This window comes from Acinetobacter septicus (genome assembly GCF_019355975.1).
In the GTDB taxonomy this organism is placed as follows: Bacteria; Pseudomonadota; Gammaproteobacteria; order Pseudomonadales; family Moraxellaceae; genus Acinetobacter; species Acinetobacter ursingii.
Genome location: NZ_CP079898.1, coordinates 423,558 through 441,672 on the forward strand (window position 1 = coordinate 423,558; position 18,115 = coordinate 441,672).

Annotated in this window: 15 protein-coding genes; 9 read left to right on the plus strand and 6 right to left on the minus strand. The window is 38.6% G+C overall.

Features of this window, described 5'->3' with window-relative positions; genetic code table 11:
• Positions 1 to 134 precede the first annotated feature (134 nt).
• Positions 135 to 2,741, plus strand: a complete 2,607-nt coding sequence (gene pepN, locus I6L31_RS02165; RefSeq protein ID WP_005004209.1) for an aminopeptidase N — start codon at positions 135 to 137, stop codon at positions 2,739 to 2,741.
• A gap of 215 nt (positions 2,742 to 2,956) precedes the next feature.
• Positions 2,957 to 3,301: a hypothetical protein gene (locus I6L31_RS02170; RefSeq protein WP_227546596.1), complete on the plus strand. Its 345-nt coding sequence runs from the start codon at positions 2,957 to 2,959 to the stop codon at positions 3,299 to 3,301.
• A gap of 41 nt (positions 3,302 to 3,342) precedes the next feature.
• Here the strand turns inward: I6L31_RS02170 and I6L31_RS02175 are convergent, their stop codons facing one another.
• A complete protein-coding gene (locus I6L31_RS02175) occupies positions 3,343 to 3,786 on the minus strand; it encodes a universal stress protein (RefSeq protein ID WP_005004212.1) in 444 nt (147 codons plus the stop codon).
• A gap of 279 nt (positions 3,787 to 4,065) precedes the next feature.
• Here I6L31_RS02175 and I6L31_RS02180 point away from each other — a divergent pair, with 279 nt between their 5' ends.
• From I6L31_RS02180 to I6L31_RS02195, 4 genes are all read left to right on the plus strand, one after another.
• A complete protein-coding gene (locus I6L31_RS02180) occupies positions 4,066 to 4,509 on the plus strand; it encodes an RDD family protein (protein WP_005004215.1) in 444 nt (147 codons plus the stop codon).
• Between the two features lie 323 nt (positions 4,510 to 4,832).
• On the plus strand, positions 4,833 to 5,525 hold the full coding sequence (locus I6L31_RS02185; RefSeq protein WP_005004217.1) for a hypothetical protein: 693 nt from the start codon (positions 4,833 to 4,835) through the stop codon (positions 5,523 to 5,525).
• A gap of 110 nt (positions 5,526 to 5,635) precedes the next feature.
• Entirely contained in the window at positions 5,636 to 8,398 is a 2,763-nt protein-coding gene (mgtA, locus tag I6L31_RS02190) for a magnesium-translocating P-type ATPase (protein ID WP_005004219.1), read from the plus strand.
• Positions 8,399 to 8,408: 10 nt separating this feature from the next.
• A complete protein-coding gene (locus I6L31_RS02195) occupies positions 8,409 to 9,128 on the plus strand; it encodes an MgtC/SapB family protein (protein WP_004989136.1) in 720 nt (239 codons plus the stop codon).
• 47 nt (positions 9,129 to 9,175) lie between these two features.
• On the opposite strand, the gene I6L31_RS02200 is transcribed toward I6L31_RS02195, so the two are convergent.
• The 4 genes from I6L31_RS02200 to aceR all read right to left on the minus strand — a co-directional run bounded on the left by I6L31_RS02200 (position 9,176) and on the right by aceR (position 13,142).
• Positions 9,176 to 10,351: a benzoate/H(+) symporter BenE family transporter gene (locus I6L31_RS02200; RefSeq protein WP_005004221.1), complete on the minus strand. Its 1,176-nt coding sequence runs from the start codon at positions 10,349 to 10,351 to the stop codon at positions 9,176 to 9,178.
• A gap of 110 nt (positions 10,352 to 10,461) precedes the next feature.
• Positions 10,462 to 11,112 carry a leucine efflux protein LeuE gene (gene leuE, locus I6L31_RS02205; protein WP_004989131.1) on the minus strand — a complete coding sequence of 217 codons (651 nt, stop codon included), beginning with the start codon at positions 11,110 to 11,112 and terminating at the stop codon, positions 10,462 to 10,464.
• 72 nt (positions 11,113 to 11,184) lie between these two features.
• Positions 11,185 to 12,174 (minus strand): transaldolase, encoded by a 990-nt coding sequence (gene tal, locus I6L31_RS02210; protein ID WP_035272295.1) that lies wholly within the window; start codon positions 12,172 to 12,174, stop codon positions 11,185 to 11,187.
• Between the two features lie 86 nt (positions 12,175 to 12,260).
• On the minus strand, positions 12,261 to 13,142 hold the full coding sequence (aceR, locus tag I6L31_RS02215; RefSeq protein ID WP_005004223.1) for an HTH-type transcriptional regulator AceR: 882 nt from the start codon (positions 13,140 to 13,142) through the stop codon (positions 12,261 to 12,263).
• Positions 13,143 to 13,230: 88 nt separating this feature from the next.
• On the opposite strand from aceR, the gene aceI reads away from it, so the two are divergent.
• The 3 genes from aceI to I6L31_RS02230 all read left to right on the plus strand — a co-directional run bounded on the left by aceI (position 13,231) and on the right by I6L31_RS02230 (position 16,250).
• Entirely contained in the window at positions 13,231 to 13,653 is a 423-nt protein-coding gene (gene aceI / locus I6L31_RS02220; protein ID WP_004989124.1) for a chlorhexidine efflux PACE transporter AceI, read from the plus strand.
• A gap of 278 nt (positions 13,654 to 13,931) precedes the next feature.
• Positions 13,932 to 15,032 (plus strand): OmpW/AlkL family protein, encoded by a 1,101-nt coding sequence (locus I6L31_RS02225; RefSeq protein ID WP_005004225.1) that lies wholly within the window; start codon positions 13,932 to 13,934, stop codon positions 15,030 to 15,032.
• A gap of 213 nt (positions 15,033 to 15,245) precedes the next feature.
• Positions 15,246 to 16,250, plus strand: a complete 1,005-nt coding sequence (locus I6L31_RS02230) for an alpha/beta hydrolase (RefSeq protein ID WP_005004227.1) — start codon at positions 15,246 to 15,248, stop codon at positions 16,248 to 16,250.
• Between the two features lie 91 nt (positions 16,251 to 16,341).
• Here the strand turns inward: I6L31_RS02230 and I6L31_RS02235 are convergent, their stop codons facing one another.
• Positions 16,342 to 17,898 (minus strand): acetyl-CoA C-acetyltransferase, encoded by a 1,557-nt coding sequence (locus tag I6L31_RS02235; protein WP_005004228.1) that lies wholly within the window; start codon positions 17,896 to 17,898, stop codon positions 16,342 to 16,344.
• Between the last annotated feature and the right edge of the window lie 217 nt (positions 17,899 to 18,115).

Sequence of the window (18,115 nt, forward strand, 5' to 3'; positions counted from 1 at the left end):
GAAAAATCAAAGCCTTACACCCATGTAAATTTTAACGTGAAACAACACAGACACTTCAGTTAAGTTGGCGTATGATCAGATTCATACACAATAAATACTGATACCACGATACAAGTGGCGACATAGGAAAATATATGAATATTGCGGCAAATCCACACGTTCAGGCGGATCAAACGGTATATCTTAAAGACTATCAAAAACCATCATTTTTAGTGCAGTCGATTAACCTTGATATTCAGGTTTATGATGATCACACGATTGTCGATGCAACCTTGGTCATGAAACGTCAAACTGCTGGGGATTTGGTGTTATTGGGTCGTGATTTAGAGTTGAGATCGATTGTATTAAATGGGCAAAGTTTACAAGCCGATCAGTATCAACTTGATTCTGAGCAGCTGGTCATTGCCAATGTACCTGATGATGTTATTTTAAATACTCAAGTGATTATTCATCCTGAAAGCAACACGCAACTCGAAGGTTTATATAAAGCGGGGGATTTGTTCGTCACCCAAAATGAACCAGAAGGATTTCGTAAAATTACCTTTTATCCAGACCGTCCAGATGTTTTGGCTGAATTTACCACCCGTGTTGAAGCCGATAAAAAATATCCTGTATTGCTCGCCAATGGTAATTTACTGGAAACTGGTGAAGTGGGTGAGAATCGTCATTTTGCAATTTGGCAAGACCCAACCAAAAAACCAAGTTATTTATTTGCCTGTGTGATTGGTGATTTGGCGGTATTAAAAGACCGTTACACGACTTCTGAAGGTCGTGATGTTGCACTTGAAATTTATGCGATCGAAAAAGATATTCCAAAATGTCATATCGCTATGGAAGCCTTAAAACATTCGATGCGTTGGGATGAAGAACACTATGGCCGCGCTTACGATCTGGATAATTACATGATCGTCGCCGTAAGCCAGTTCAATATGGGTGCAATGGAAAATAAAGGTTTAAATATCTTTAATACCTCTTGTGTCCTTGCTGATGAAGAATACACCACAGATGCCGCAATTATGCGTGTGCAATCGGTGATTGCTCATGAGTATTTTCATAACTGGACAGGTAATCGTATTACTTGCCGTGACTGGTTTCAACTCTGTTTAAAAGAGGGGCTAACAGTCTTTCGTGATCAGTCTTTTTCAGAAGATTTACAATCGGCGGCGGTACAACGCATTGATGATGTTGCAGTGTTGAAAGCACATCAATTTCCTGAAGATGCAGGTCCATTATCGCATCCACCAAGACCAGATCATTTTGTTGAAATTAATAATTTCTATACTGCCACCGTCTATGAAAAGGGCGCGGAAATTAACCGTATGATGTCAACTTTACTTGGAAAAGAAAAATTCCGTAAAGGAACAGATGAATATTTCCGCCGTTATGATGGTCAAGCCGTGACAGTCGAAGACTGGGTGGATGCGTTATCATCAGGTTCAGGTATAGATTTATCAAATTTTCTGACATGGTATAACCAGCCAGGTACGCCTAAACTCCAAGTCAATGCCGAGTATGATGCTCAAAAACAAACTTATCGGTTAAACTTTAAACAAATTTTAAAAGCGCATCCGAAATATCCAAATCTAAAAGCAGTCCCAATTCCTGTTGCGCTTGCATTATTTAATGCCAAAACAGGTGAACAATATACGCTTCATTCTCCTGATTTATTTGTCGATGCTGTTCAAGATGGGGTTTATCTATTTGATCAAGATACTGCTAGTATTGAATTCACGCAGGTCACTGAGCAACCAGTTGTATCCTTGTTACGCAATTTTTCTGCACCTGTGAACTTGGAGTTTGACTATAGCGATGATGAATTGGCATTTCTGATTCAGCATGAAACCAGTGGTTTTAATCAATGGCAAGCGAGTCAAACTTTGCTTGAGCGGATTTTGCTTAAAGATCATGATGTTCAACCTTATATTCAAGCCATTAAAAATACGCTGCCTGATTTAGTACGTAAAGATCCGCTACTCGCCTCGCGTTTATTTGATGTACCAACTGAAGGGTATTTGGGTAGTCGTATTGATGCTGATTATGAACCAGAAGTGGTGCAGGAAAAACGCAATTCAGTGCTAGAAACATTGGCACGTGAATTAGCTACTTTCTGGAAAGAAACTTATCTGTCACTTGATCCATCTTTGCAAAATGATTTCTCTCAAGCGATGGGTGAGCGTGCTTTAAAAAATATCATGCTGAGTATGATGGCGCGTCAGGGTGATGTCGGTGCATTTGAGTTGGCTTACAACCAGTATCAACAGACCCATAACATGTCAGAACGCATGGGGGCATTACGTGTCCTAGTCTGGAATGATGCACCACAAGCACAGCAAGCCTTGGATGATTTCTATGATCGTTATAAGGATGAAGCTTTATCGCTTGATCAGTGGTTTATGGTACAGGCAGCCAATCCAAGTGCAACATCTGAAAGTATTGCTGCTTTGACCAAACATCCAGATTACGATTTGGGTACACCTAACCGTGTACGTGCGGTCAGCGGTGGATTAAGTAATAATCCTGTCAATGCATGGAGCTTTGGTGTTGAACACTATATTGGTTTAGCAGAATACTTCGATGAAAAAAATCCAATTTTAGGTTCGCGTTTATTGCAGGTATTGTCACGTTGGTACACATTGGCTGAACCTCAGCGTAGTCATGTACAAGGTGCTTTAAAAGCGTTACAGTCTCGTGTGAAGTCGAAAAATGTGACTGAAACCTTAAATAGTATTTTAAGTGTTTAATTGAAATGATCTGCTGCATAATTCACTGAGTTGGGTTATGCAGTAATGTTATGCAGCAGCAGACTACTGCTTTCGCTGGAAAGTGAGAAAATGTTTAGTCATAAAGAAGATTTCTAACGACGTCTGATTGTTTTGCTACGCAAGTGAATTTATAAGCGCATTATTTTATACTTTGGTGGTATCATGTTGCCACCTTATGCATGACTGCGTGTGTGATGTCTCATCTCTCAAAATATGTTCAAAGTATTCTATATCCAGAGCAACCGTCGGAACATCAGGTGGTGGATAAAGAGGAAAAAATAAAACAATGGTTTGATGGTGATATTCAAGTTATTGGAAAAATGTCGCTTTTTCAGTTTGAAAATGGCATTACCATTCGTAAGATTGAAGAGCATGATGCAACAGCCATCGAGATCGAAGCTTGTCGTGAGCATTGGATTAGCTATGAAGTCGTCGATCATCAACATCGACTAGAGCATATCACCCCTAAGCGCATTCAGTTTAATTCGACATGTCGAGAAGCATTCTGGCTTAAATATTTCCAAGACGAAAACGTTTAAACAAAAAAACCGCTTAAGCGGTTTTTTTAGGTTTTTACTGGTTAAGCTTTGATGATCAAAACAGGTACAGGACTTTCAGCAAGCATTTTTTGTGCAACACTACCTAGCACTAATTTTTTTAAACCTGAACGGCCATGAGAACCCATAATAATTAGATCCGCATTCACTTCATCTGCAATATTCAAGATTCCTATCGCTGTAGGTTCTTCTCTAATAATTTTGGTGTTTGTTTCAATTCCATTGGAGCTGAAAATATCACTTATTTTTTTTAAATGTGCTTCTGCATTTGTTTCCGCTTCAAACAAATGTTCAGTAACCGCAGGTGCAACCTTATAGAAATCGACACCGACAAAAGGATCAACGGCAACTACACTCATGACCGTTACACTGCTATTAAATGCTTTCGCAACATCTACAGCATGTTTCACTGCTGCATCTGAAAGAGGTGAGTCATCGACTGGAACCAAGATACGATGATAAGACATAATATTTCCTCTTAATTTATTGTTTCTAAAAATCTTTTATGCTTTTAGGCTAACACAGTATCAGAAGATTGTGTTTCTAAAAATTATTATTATTTGTATAGGCTCCATAGGATAAAACTTATCACTTTTTAAAAATTTTAAATGGTCTCTTCTGTTTGCATAAATAGTATGCACGATGATGAAGTTGCATATTTCGCCTTTCACTTTTTTAGATTAGGATAAAATCAATGATAGTGTTTAACTAAAATACTGCCTTGATAACAACAATGAGAGGAAAACATGTCTTATAAATATGAATACGCAGGCTTTTGGATACGTTGTGGTGCTTCGATTATTGATACACTGATTATGATGTTAGCCATCATACCTTCAGCATGGATTTTTTATCAGGGGAATTATGATCTGGTTTTTTCTACGGGTTTGGCTGATCAAAAAGCTTCGCTATGGTTTGATATTCTAGTCAATTATATTTTCCCATTTTTATACACGATTCTTTTTTGGCTATATCTAGGCGGAACGCCTGGCAAGCGTTTGATGCGTTTAAAGGTGCTAGATGAAAAAACGGGTAATAAACTGACTTTAGGTCAGTCGATTATTCGTTATATTGGATATATACCATCTACTTTGGTTTTTATGCTCGGATTCATCTGGATTGCATTTGATTCAAAAAAACAAGGTTGGCACGATAAAATGGCGAAAACAGTCGTGGTCAAAGAACTTTAATCGATGCAGATGATGTATTTGCAGTAATTGTATTTTATCTGTAAAAAGTTGCATTAAAAGGACTTGTAAATTAAGAAAATCTAAATATAATACAGCCAAATTTAATATGAGGAGACCCTAAGTGGGAAGTTGTTCGAGGTTATGCTGTAAGTTGGTTATGCATACTGTTATCTGAGCAAGAAAAGTCACTACTTAGGGCGACTATCTTGCAATGAGATAGTTTGTCATCACATTTATATCCATATCTATATTGAATCACGCTGAATTTTCATTCGGGCGTAATACTGCCTGCTTAGACTCCTTCTAAAATGTGGGAGAAGCTAATGTGGTTACATGCTTCAATTTTAAAACTTTATAGTATTCAATGCTTTTGCATCTGGATTTGTATGTTGCTTTCACAATATGCCAAAGCAGATCCATTGTTGAATACAGACGATGCAGACATTGTGTCTGCAAAACATTGCCAGTTGGAATCCGCTGTAAATCGCCCGTCAGGTTCACAGGCAAGCTATCAATTGAATACAGCTTGCCAGTTCATTGAGGGGGTTGAAAGTTCGATTTCCTATACTGATCAATTTGTTGATGCTGGGAAAGGGCAATGGTCCGCTCAAGTTAAAGGTGTGATCCAACCCATGAGTCAATGGGGAATGGCTGCCAGCCTTCAAATTTCCCAGCAGAATGAAAAAGATAAAGAGTCCATTCAGTGGTTTCTTAATATTCCTTTTTCTTTAGTTTATCTTAATAATTCTCTGCATATAGATAGTAATATTGGCTATCAATATTCACCACGAAACTTGAATCTATTGCGTTGGAGTTTGGCATCTAACCTTGCTTTAACGCCAAAAACAAGTGTAAGTGTTGAAACTTATAACCAAGATCAACATGCACCTTTGTTACAAAGCGCTATTCATTATTCTATCCTTCCTAATATTTTGACTTTTGAAGCTTCCATTGGACAGCGCTTGAATACTTTTCGAGAGCGATGGTTTGGCTTTGGCTTAAGTTTTACACCCTAATCTGATTATTTAGAACCAAAGCACTTATTTTCTAAATCATTTATTGCAAATCCACTTTATTCATCTAAATAAAGTGCGGCTTCGTATGCCTGAAAAAAGGAGATCTCTACATGAAATATGATCTATGGCAACGTCTATTTACACGCTTTCTGGAAACTTTTCATTTAAAACGTTTCTTTATTCGAAATAGTTCTTTTAAAGAATTGCATCAATCTAGTTATGCCAAAGAAATTGGGCAAACTCTAGCAGTGCAATTAAGACATTATTCAACACTTGAAAGTGAAGCACTCTTAAATACTTTATCTTCGCATGAAGAGGGTTTAACTGAAGTTGAAGCACAAGAGCAGCAGCTTAAAGTTGGACTTAATGAGGTTGCACAGGAAAAACCGTTAACGTGGTGGCAACATCTGTGGTACTGCTATCGTAATCCTTTTAATGTATTACTGAGTCTTTTGGCTGTTGTCGCATTCCTCACAGATGATCTGACTGGGTCAGTCATTATTAGCATCATGGTATTGCTTTCAACATTTTTGCGATATTGGCAAGAGTCTAAGTCAAACAAAGCCGCAGAATCGCTCAAAGCCATGGTCACGAATACGGCTATGGTGTTGCGTCGTGAGATTAATTATTCAGATTTGAGTTTGCTGCAACAGCGTTATGGCGCGAAAGTAAAACAGCTTAAAGAAATTCAATTTGAAATACCCATCCAATATCTGGTTCCAGGCGACATTATTTTGCTTTCTGCGGGAGATATGATTCCTGCCGACTGTCGAATTCTTTCGGCAAAAGATTTATTTGTCTCACAGGCAGCCATGACTGGAGAATCTATGCCTGTAGAAAAATATGCATTACAACATAGTATGGATGTAAATAGCCCATTAGAACTTGATAATTTAGTCTTTATGGGAACCAATGTGGTCTCAGGTACGGCAAAAGCTGTCGTGCTTAATACAGGTATTCAAACTTATTTTGGTGCATTGGCACACCGGGTTACTGCAACCGATCGCAGCGTGACTTCATTTCAGCTAGGCGTGAATAAAATCAGTTGGTTACTGATTCGGTTTATGTTGATTATGGCACCTATTGTTTTATTCATTAATGGGTTCACCAAAGGAGATTGGGGTGAGGCCGTATTATTTGCCCTGTCCGTTGCGGTGGGTTTAACACCAGAAATGCTCCCGATGATTGTGACTTCAACACTTGCGAAAGGCGCGGTATTTTTATCCAGAAAAAAAGTAATAGTGAAACGTCTGGATGCCATTCAAAATTTTGGTGCCATGGATGTGCTATGTACCGATAAAACAGGAACGCTGACACAAGATAAAATTTTTCTATCCCATCACGTCGATGTATTAGGAAAAAAATCACATACAGTGCTGATGCTGGCTTTTTTAAATAGCTATTATCAAACGGGACTCAAGAACTTGTTGGATGTAGCAGTACTTGAAGCTGTTGATCAGGATATGAAGTTTGAAAAGCTACGTTTTAAAAAGCTTGATGAAGTTCCATTTGATTTTGAACGTCGCCGTATGTCAGTAATCGTACGTACTCCTCAATCCCAGATTCGTATGGTGACCAAAGGCGCTGTCGAGGAAATGGTTAAGGTCTGTACTCATATTGAAATTAAAGGGGAGATCAAAGAGTTAACTACCCAACTGCGTAAAGAGATTGAAGAAATTACGCAGCATTATAATCGTGAAGGTCTACGCGTTGTGGCTGTAGCTTATCGTGACTTTGATGGTATCTGTGAAAACTTTTCAGTCAAAGACGAGAGCGACCTAATTTTGGCTGGTTATATCACTTTCTTGGATCCGCCTAAAGAATCTGCTCGACCTGCCATACAACAATTACATGCACATGGTGTTAGTGTAAAAGTACTGACTGGGGATAATGAATTTGTGACCCAAAAAATATGTCAAGAGATTGGTATTCCTCATGAAAAGGTTTTATTGGGTGGAATGGTTGAGACATTATCTGACGAAGATTTAAAACAAGCCGTAGAAGAATACACTATCTTTGCCAAATTAAGCCCAATTCATAAAGAACGAATCGTTGAGCAACTTAAGGCAAATGGTCATGTGGTCGGTTTTCTCGGTGATGGGATTAACGATGCGGCAGCGATTCGTGCGGCGGATATTGGTATTTCTGTAGATTCGGCTGTTGATATTGCTAAAGAGTCAGCAGATTTAATTCTTCTCGAAAAAAGCCTGATGGTACTTGAAAATGGTGTCATTGAAGGTCGTCGAACCTTTGCCAATATGCTCAAATATATCAAAATGACGGCCAGTTCAAATTTTGGTAATGTTTTTTCGGTATTAGTAGCTAGTGCATTTATTCCATTTTTGCCTATGCTGCCAATTCATTTGCTTGTACAGAACTTACTTTATGATGTCTCACAAATTGCCATTCCGTTTGATCATGTAGATGAAGAGCAGCTTGAAAAACCTCAACGCTGGCAGCCATCAGAAGTTGGGCGTTTTATGGTGGTCTTCGGGCCAATCAGTTCTATTTTTGATATTTTGACTTTTGGCATGATGTGGTTCGTATTTGATGCGAATACACCAGCCCAGCAAAGCTTGTTTCAGTCTGGCTGGTTCGTTGTGGGGCTACTGACTCAAACTTTAATCGTTCATATGATTCGAACTAAAAAAATTCCGTTTATTCAAAGCTGTGCTGCAACACCGTTGGTAGTCATGACCATTATCATTAGTGCAATTGGAATATTTTTACCAATGGGGCCTTTGGCACATTACTTTAAACTAGAAGCTTTACCATTGACGTATTTTCTGTATTTACCTTGTATTTTATTGGCTTATATGTGTGTGACTCAATGGATAAAAGGTATTTATATTCGTCGTTATGGCTGGCAATAACAGGTGCAGTATGGTTTTGCAATTTTTACACAATACCAGTTTATCTAATATGGCTAATACTTTGATCAGTCTGACCACTGCTTTTTTATTGGGTGGATTGATTGGTTTTGAACGACAGTATCGACAAAGAACAGCAGGTTTGAGAACCAATGTTCTGGTGGCTTTAGGTGCTGCAATTTTTGTTGATATCGCCAATAATCTTTCAGGGGCAGATGGTGCCGTACGCGTAATTGCGTATGTGGTTTCGGGGATTGGTTTTCTGGGTGCAGGTGTGATTATGCGTCAGGAAGGCAATATTCATGGTCTAAACACAGCAGCGACACTTTGGTGTTCTGCTGCTGTTGGGGCTGCGGCGGGTTCAGATCTGATTATGGAGGCTATATTGGCGACAGCATTTATTATCGCTGCGAATACTTTATTACGACCTCTCGTCAATATGATGGATCGGCAACCATTGGATGCTGAATCAGAAGTGACCCATGTGATCTATCTGATTGCCCATAAGGATCATCGAAAAATGGTGATGTATAAACTCACCGAAATGTTGCAAAGTTTGAATTATCCCTTGATGGATCTGGATGTTGAACCTTTTGGTGAAGAAGATGTGGAAATCGAGGCAACCTTAATTGCAACGTCCATAGACCCTGTTGAAATGAATGAAATGATTAAACAACTCAATCAAATGCCACAAGTTCAACAGGCCTATTGGGATAAAAATACGATGGCTTAAACATCGTATTTTTAGTTTCAATGAAATTTAAAAAAGCAGTTTGTTGTTTATGTCTTTTTAAATTTTACTTTGAATATAAGCGAAACAACAATTCCGACAATTAATCCCCAAAAAGCAGAGCCAATTCCAAAAAACTGAACCCCAGAAGCGCTACATAAAAAAGTGAGTAGCGCTGCTTCGCGATCATTCGGTTCATGAAAGGCAATGGCGATATTGTGGCTAATGGTACCAAATAAAGCAATACCCGCCAGCGCCATAATGAATAATGACGGAAATGACATCAGCAAACTGGTAAGTGTCGCAGCAAACAAACCCATTAAAATATAGAAAAATCCACAACTAATCCCAGCAATATAACGTTTGGCTGGGTCAGGATGCACTTGATCATCCAGACTTACAGCGGCACTAATCGCGGCAATATTAACGGTATAACAGCCAAAAGGGGCAAGCAAGGTTTGCGTTGCACCCGTCCAGCCAATCAGTTGATTGACATGAGGGCGATAACCATAACTTTTAATCATGGCAATACCCGGTAAATATTGTGATGCCATATTGATGACAAAAAGGGGCAGTGCTAATCCTAAAATTGCAGACCACGTAAATTCAGGTGTAATCCACACCGGTTTTGCCAAAGTCCAATGTAGAACAGGAGGATGAAACTCCATAAAAAATGGGCAGATGATAATGCCAATCACGACCGTAATGACAATACAGTAGCGTGGCCAAACACGTTTAGAAACGATGTAGACGGCAAGTAAACTTAGAATAAACTGCCAGTGATCCTGCATATTGGCAAAAATAGCAATTCCAAATTTAAGTAAAACGCCAGCCAGCATTGAACTGGTCAAACTTTGTGGAATATAAGCGAGGACTTTTTCAAAAAAACCAAAAAAACCAAGCAGTGCTGTGATTAAGCCACATACCAAAAATGCACCAATCGCTTCATGTAAATTATAGCCACTGCCTGTTGCAATAATTAAGGCTAGACCTGCTGTCGACCATGATGTTGCTACAGGATATTTAAATTTCCATGACAAAATTAGACCAGATAAACCAATCCCAATCCCTAATGCCCAAAACCATGAGGTTATTTGTTCGGTCGTTGCACCCAGTATTTGTGCGGCTTGAATAACCAACACAGCAGATACACTGATCCCAATCAGAAAAGTAACAAATCCAGCAAAAGCGGCAGGAAGTGAAAAATCACGGATAAATTTTTGCATGATTCAGCTTTAGGTCATAAGGTGTTTAAGAAAATGCTTTTCAAAATTCAGCGAAAGAAAAGCATGGGTTGTATTCTAAAGAGGTAGGGATTTAAACAAAAGGTAAAATCTTACAAAGTTGAAGTCGCAAGTTTTAAACCAAAGCCAAAGAATAAAATACCGACCATAAAAATACTGACCGCAGCGATTTTATCTTGAGATTTAAAAAAAGCTGATAATTTCACTCCGGAAAAAATCAGAATGGTTAAATAACTTAGACTTACGCATTGTAAAATGATGGATAAAATCAGAAAACTTAGCGCGGGATAAGGATAAGTAGGATCGACAAATTGCACAAAAAAAGACAAGAAAAATAAAATTGCTTTAGGGTTAAGTAAACTAATGCCGAGTGCAGTGCGATAAGGATGAATCTGATCAAGTTGCGGTAAGTCTGCCATTTGAATCTCTTCCACAGACTTATTTTTCCAGCGTTGATAACTTGCTTGCAGTAGCTTAAACCCTAGATAAGACAGATAGAGTGCACCCACAATTTTGAGTGTAGTAAAAATCCATGGAAAAGCATGCATAAGAGACGCGGCGCCAAGTACCGTACACAAAATTAAAATCGCATCGCCCGTGAAAATACCAAATGCGCCACGATAACCAGTTTTAATACCATAGCGCGAAGCAATCGACATGACGTAAATAGAATTTGGTCCGGGTAAAAATACAATTAACAAGGTACCAACGATGTAAGTTGCTAGATCTATAATCCCGAACACGAAGATTTACTCATAAAAAACCGATTTTTGTACTATAACAAAAATCGGTTTTAATATGTGAATTATCAAATATTAGGGTTGAATTTCGGCATCAATTCCAAATGACTGACGTAGTAAGGTATTGAGCTGATCGCGCGCTTTGATAAAGCCATCAATGCCACTTTGTAATAACTGAAAAGCCATTAAATCATGTTCGAGTTCAATTTTGAAACTTTCACGTGTTTGCGTATCTCGATTGATTTTCTCGGCATCGGATGCTGATTCAGAGCTTAAAACAGTTTCAACCTGACGGTGGTCTTGATTTAATTCAGTCAACAATGCTGGAGAAATCGTCAGTAGGTCACAACCCGCTAGACCTAAAACCTGATCGACACTACGGAAACTTGCACCCATCACCTGAGTCTGGATATCGTGTTGCTTATAATAATGATAGATTTTTTTGACTGATATCACGCCCGGATCTTTTTCGATTGGATAGTGATCAATATTTTCAGCCTTTTTATACCAATCCAGAATACGTCCAACAAATGGAGAAATGAGAGTGATATGCGCATCTGCACAGGCTTGAGCTTGATGCAAGCCAAACAATAAGGTTAAGTTACAAGCAATGCCTTCAGCTTCAAGTACTTTGGCTGCTTGAATACCTTCCCATGTCGATGCAATTTTAATTAACACTCTAGATGGATCGATGCCATAATCTTGATAAAGTTTGGACAATTCACGCGCTTTTTGCAGGGTCGCCTCTGTATCATAAGATAACGACGCATCCACTTCAGTCGAAACACGACCTTCAATCAACTTTAAAATTTCAACGCCAAATTTGACGGTCAAAATATCAATGGTACGTTCAATCAATTGATCTGCCTGATAACCTTCTTCACGTGCTTGCGTGTAAGCAGCTTCAATGAGTTCACGATTTTCAGGCTGGCTAGCTGCCGCAGTGATTAATGAGGGATTGGTTGTGGCATCCAGAGGACGAAACTGGCGAATCGCTTCGAGGTCACTACTATCGGCGACAACGGTTGTAACCTGTTTTAATTGGTCTAAAGCTGTTTGTGTCATTGCAATCAACATTCTTGGTTTAAAATATTTATCTCTTTAGTTATAGCATATTCTATTGTAAATCCACGTTAAAACTTGTCGATTGATTATTTTCTGTCACGTCGAATATGCTCGATTAAATATCGCGCAGCAGACCCTAGCTTACTTTCTCGACTCCAGACTAGATCGATGTAATATTCAAATTTGGGCGTAAAATCCAGAAGATCTAAAACTTTCAATTGTTGTTTTAGTCTAGGGTTTTCTTGAAACATTTCTGAGGGTAAAACTCCCCAGCCTAAATTTCTGACAATCAGCATATAAGCCGAATGGTGATTATCTGTACGCCAATAATTTTTAGAAAACAATAATTCAGGTTTAATCGTATTATCCCGACTTGCCACTACGATTTGACGCTGATTTAACAGATCTTCAAATTGAATGTGCTGCATGTTAGCCAAAGGATGTGTTTTGGAGACAACAGGAATCAGTGATTCTTTTTTGATTTCAACGAATTGTTCACGATAATCCAGATGCTCACGTTCAAACATCCATGCCAGTTGCGCGCGCTGATCGAGCAACATGGCTAAAGCATCTTCTTGAGGTGCAGAGGTAATATTAATTTGTAAATCTGGAAATTGTTTGGAAACTAAGCTGACATAATCTGTCCAATTGGTATCCAATAGTTCAGACGCAATCACAATATTCAAGACTGATTCAAGTCCTGTACTGAGTGCATATGCCTGTTGTTTCCATTGATTCATTTCAATCAAAAGCTGGTTGGTCTTTTCATAAAGCACATGCGCTTCCGAAGTGGCAACAGGTTCACGGCCAAGTCGTTCAAACAAATTTAAATTAAGATCTATTTCCAAATTAGCAATAGACATGCTGACAGCAGAAGGAACTTTGTTTAATTTTCTGGCGGCAGCAGAAAATGAACCTGTTTCCATCACGGTCTTAAAGATGGTGAGTTGTTCCTGATTAATATTCATCTATCAAAATTATTGAAAGAACCTGATTGGATTTATCAAAATTATAAAAATAAAATAAGCATACTGTAAACAAAAAGAGTGTTTTAAAATGTTGATTTCCAAAAGACGAATTATTCATGCCTTGAGCTATGAAGTGATTCTATTGGTCATCATAGCAATCGCATTGAGTTTTATTTTCGATGTTCCGATGGAAGTCACAGGCTCGCTAGGTATTGCCATGGCGGTGACTTCTGTAGTCTGGAATATGATTTTTAACCATTTTTTTGAAAAATTTGAACATAAGCATCAACTTAAACGAACCATTAAAGTTCGTATTCTTCATGCCATTGGTTTTGAAGGCGGCTTGATGCTTGCAACGATTCCAATGGTGGCCTACGCCATGAATATGAGTATCTGGCAGGCGATCGTTTTAGACTTTGGCTTGACCATGTGTATTTTGATTTATACTTTTATATTCCAGTGGTGTTATGACCATTTAGAAATGCGTCTGGGTTATGCGCCTCAAAACTAACAATTTAAGTCACTGATTTTTAAAATTGGTGACTTTTTTTATGAAAATTAACATAATTGACAATTAAATTTTTCATTTCGCTACTAATTGAATTTATTAGTTTTTTATAAATATTTAAATTTTATCATATTGAAATATATGATTTTTAATTTAATGCCATTTATCGGTTTTGTCTTATTTTTACTCAATATTTTTGTACGATAAATTGAGTTTTGTCATTGATGATGAGCTAAATATAAAGGGAATATAATATAAAAAGTAAAATATTTTACAAAACAATGTATTGCAGTTTGATTGGTGTAACATGCATTTCTGCGGTACATGCAGCTGATTTTAAAAGGTTCTCAGTGTCAGCAGGGTGGTTACATGTAATGCCACAGGGAAAAGCAAATCCGTTTGATATCTCGACCTCTGTTCCAAGTGGCACTAAAGCCAATGTTGGTCAAATCTCAATCCCTGCATTTATGAGTGCTGTTGATCCAGACGCTACTCTTCCATCTACAGGTGAAAACGCTAAAGATATTTTGGATTTAGTCTTTAAAAAACCTGAAGGCGGTGGGCAAAGTGTTGGGGAGCTACTGGGATTTGTTGATTCTGAAGGCAATGTCACCCCAGTTACGTCTGGAGTAGCTACAATTAATGGCATTGATCATTGGCAAAATGAAGGAAGCGGATTAGAAGCGGATGATGTAGATACTCTTGGTCTAACTTTTAACTATTATTTAAATGAAAATGTTTCATTGCAATTTATTGGAGGTATTCCTCCTAAAGTTGATATTAACGGTAAAGGGTTTATTAAAGCACCATTGACAGGTTCTGCTGCGCCCGGTGGTTTGGCTGGCAGTGTTATTGGGGATAATCTTGGACTAAAAAAAGACATTCCTATTACCAATTTAGATGCTTACGGCAAAGCCGCAACCGTACGTGCTTGGACACCTGCACTGGAAGCCCAATATCAGTGGGGTAGAGCGGGCATAAATAAGTTTAGACCCTATGTCGGCGCGGGAGTAATGTATGCTCATTTTAGTGATATTAAACTAAACTCTGGTATACGCTCTGACTTGGAAGCCGCAGGTCACATGATTCAAAATATTCATGATGGGCAGGCAGGTGCTGCATTAGACGGTAAAAAATCCAGTGCAAATCCAGTGGTGGATGTTGACGCAGATGATGCGATTGCACCGATTGTAACTGCTGGATTTACTTATGATATCACGCCAAATTGGTATACAGTGGCTTCAGTGTCTTATGCAAAACTCAATAATAAAGCCACGATTAATGTGTTTGATAGAAATACAAACAAACAACTAATTCATGCCACGACCAAAATGGATATCGACCCTATCATTACTTATTTGGGGGTAGGTTATCGTTTTTAATTTTAGCGTCGAGGTTTAAAACTTTATTGATACTGGCATGCTGATCAATACAATGATGGGCATGCTTTTTAGTTTAGCAAAATAACAAAGCTTTTTTACATTTGAATGATTAATCGCGCATAAAATTTCATAGCTCAACTTACTTTCTGGTATGCATAGGTCACATATTTAAAAGGCTAAAATGCACATCATCAAATTATGGATTATGTTCAGATGTTCCAATTGAAAAAAATGAAGATTTGCTTTGCTTTAGGTTTATTGATCTTCTCATCAGGCTGTCAAAATTTACCCACCACGCTGGTCGCAAAATTAATGGATAATCAGCAAACTCGAGAGAATGTTCAATATCTTGAACAATACGCCAAAGAAAATATTGCTCAACAGCTTATTGTTAAAACTGATCTGAATTATGGCGATCAGTCGAGTCAAAGATTGGATATTATTTATCCTGAAGTGCTGGTCGATAAAAAGACTCCTGTGGTCTTTCTGGTTCATGGTGGTGGTTGGGTTGCCGGTAATAAAGAGAGTATGTTGCCTTATGCGAAAATGATTGCGGATCAAGGTTTTCTGGTAGTCAATGTTGAATATACTTTAGTTCCACAAGCCGCTTATCCTCAACAGGTATTAGAGTTAAATCAGGCAGTTGAGTATGTTGTTCAACACCAAAATCAATTACCAATCGACTTATCTCGTGTATTTTTTAGTGGTGATTCCGCAGGTGCAAATATTACGAGTAGTTATGTTGCCGCATTAAATGCGCCTAAAATGGCAGAGCAGCTGAATTTGAAAGCATCTATTTCTGCTCAAAGTGTGAAGGGACTCGTTTTACATAGTGGCGTTTATGATTTGAAAACCTTATACCACGCAAGTGCAAAAGCTGGAAAAATCGTTTCTTGGGGGGCACAAAGCGTCATTGCCCAATACAGTGGCTATCCTCATCCTACAGATCAACAATTAGACTTGATGTCCGCTTATCCGTGGGTCACACCGCAATTTCCACCCGTGTATTTTAGTGCAACAGATCAGGATATTTTGACTCAAACTCAGACTAAACCATTGGTTAAAAAGCTTAAAAATTTGGGTGTTGATGTGAGTTCGAAAATATACACCAAAGATTATGCCGAAAATATTAATCATGATTTTAACTTTAATATGCGGTTTAAAGCCAGTCATGAAGTTTTTGATCAGTCGATGCAGTTCCTCAAACGTCATTCTTGAACTTGATTAGAGTTTTAAGTAGTTATAAAAAAATCAGCATCCAAATAAGATGCTGATTTTTTTCAAAGCATTGGTAGAAAATAAGGAAAACTTATTTTTCTACAATGGCAACCACACCTTGACCACCAGCGGCACAGATCGAGACTAAAATACGACCTGAACCTTTTTGGTTGAGAATTTTAGCCGCAGTCGCAAGGATACGACCACCTGTGGCAGCAAATGGATGACCCGCAGCTAAAGAAGAGCCATGAATGTTCAATTTAGAACGATCAATCGCACCTAAAGGAGCATCTAAACCTAAACGCTCTTTACAGAATTTAGGATCTTCCCACGCTTTAAGTGTAGAAAGCACTTGTGATGCAAATGCTTCATGAATTTCGTAATAATCGAAATCTTGTAGTTTTAAACCAGCACGTTCAAGCATACGTGGAACTGCATAAGCAGGCGCCATTAATAAGCCTTCTTTTTTATTCACGAAGTCAACTGCTGCTGTTTCAGAGAAGCTTAAGTAAGCCAATACTTCATGTCCGTTTGCTTTCGCCCATTCTTCAGAAGCTAAAAGAACAACAGATGCACCATCAGTCAGTGGAGTAGAGTTACCCGCTGTCATGGTCGCATTTTCACCTTTACCAAAAACAGGCTTAAGTTTGGCAAGTTTTTCGACTGATGAGTCTGGACGTAAGTTATTGTCGCGCTCAAGACCCATAAACGGGGTAATTAAGTCGTCAAAGAAACCTTCTTCATAGGCTTTTGCCATTTTGTGATGAGAAGATGCAGCAAGTTCATCCTGTTCTTCACGTCCAATATTCCATTCAAGTGCGGTAATTGCAGCATGATCCCCCATTGAAAGACCAGTGCGTGGTTCACCATTTTTTGGTGCATCCATCAATTCTTTCAAATTAATTTTAGTTAAAGCCTTTAAACGATCTTTACCTGTTTTTGCGATATTCAATTCAAGCAAGGCTTTACGTAGACCGTCACCAAATGCGATAGGCGCATCCGAAGTTGTATCTACACCGCCAGCAATTGCAACATCGATTTGCCCCAGTGCAATTTTATTGGCAACGGCAAAAGCAGCTTGTAAACCTGTACCACATGCTTGCTGGATATCGTAAGCAGGTGTTTCTGGAGCAAGGGCAGTGTTCAGTACGCACTCACGGGTCATATTAAAATCACGGCTATGTTTTAGTACCGCACCCGCAACGACTTCACCAAGGCGTTGACCTTGAAGGTTGTAACGTTCAACCAGACCATTTAATGCAGCAGTTAACATGTCCATGTTAGATGCTTTAAAATACGCGCCATTAGAACGGGCAAATGGAATACGGTTACCACCAATAATGGCGACACGGCGAATTGCGTTTTGACTCATGTTTTGATCCTGTTGAACAGAAGGTTGCGCTTTAGTTGAAGTTGATGCTTTTGTACTAGCTGGCGTTTTACTGGTTGCAGCAGTCGTTTTTGTACGCGCAGTGCTTGAACGTGTACGTGGTGTTTTGGTTGCAGTTGCAGAGGTTGCTTTCGCTGTACCTGAAGCTGTACTTTTAGTTGCGCGTGGAGTGCGCTTTGATGTATTTGACACAGTATCCGAAGCAGTATTAGTCGGTGCTGTTTGCTCTTGTGGATTGTCTTGAGTTGTTTTGCTCATAAGGCTTTTCCAAGCATGTTTATGATATTCTTGCGGTGTACATTAACATAATTAAAATAGACCTGTATTGACTAGAATGACATTCTAGACTGCATTCAGGTCAAGACATATCAAGATTAACTCAAGTATTATTTTATTCAAATCCATGAACCTATATGTTCACAAGTTTCCAACAAAGGATATAAACAGCAATTATCTGGCTGAGTTTATACATACA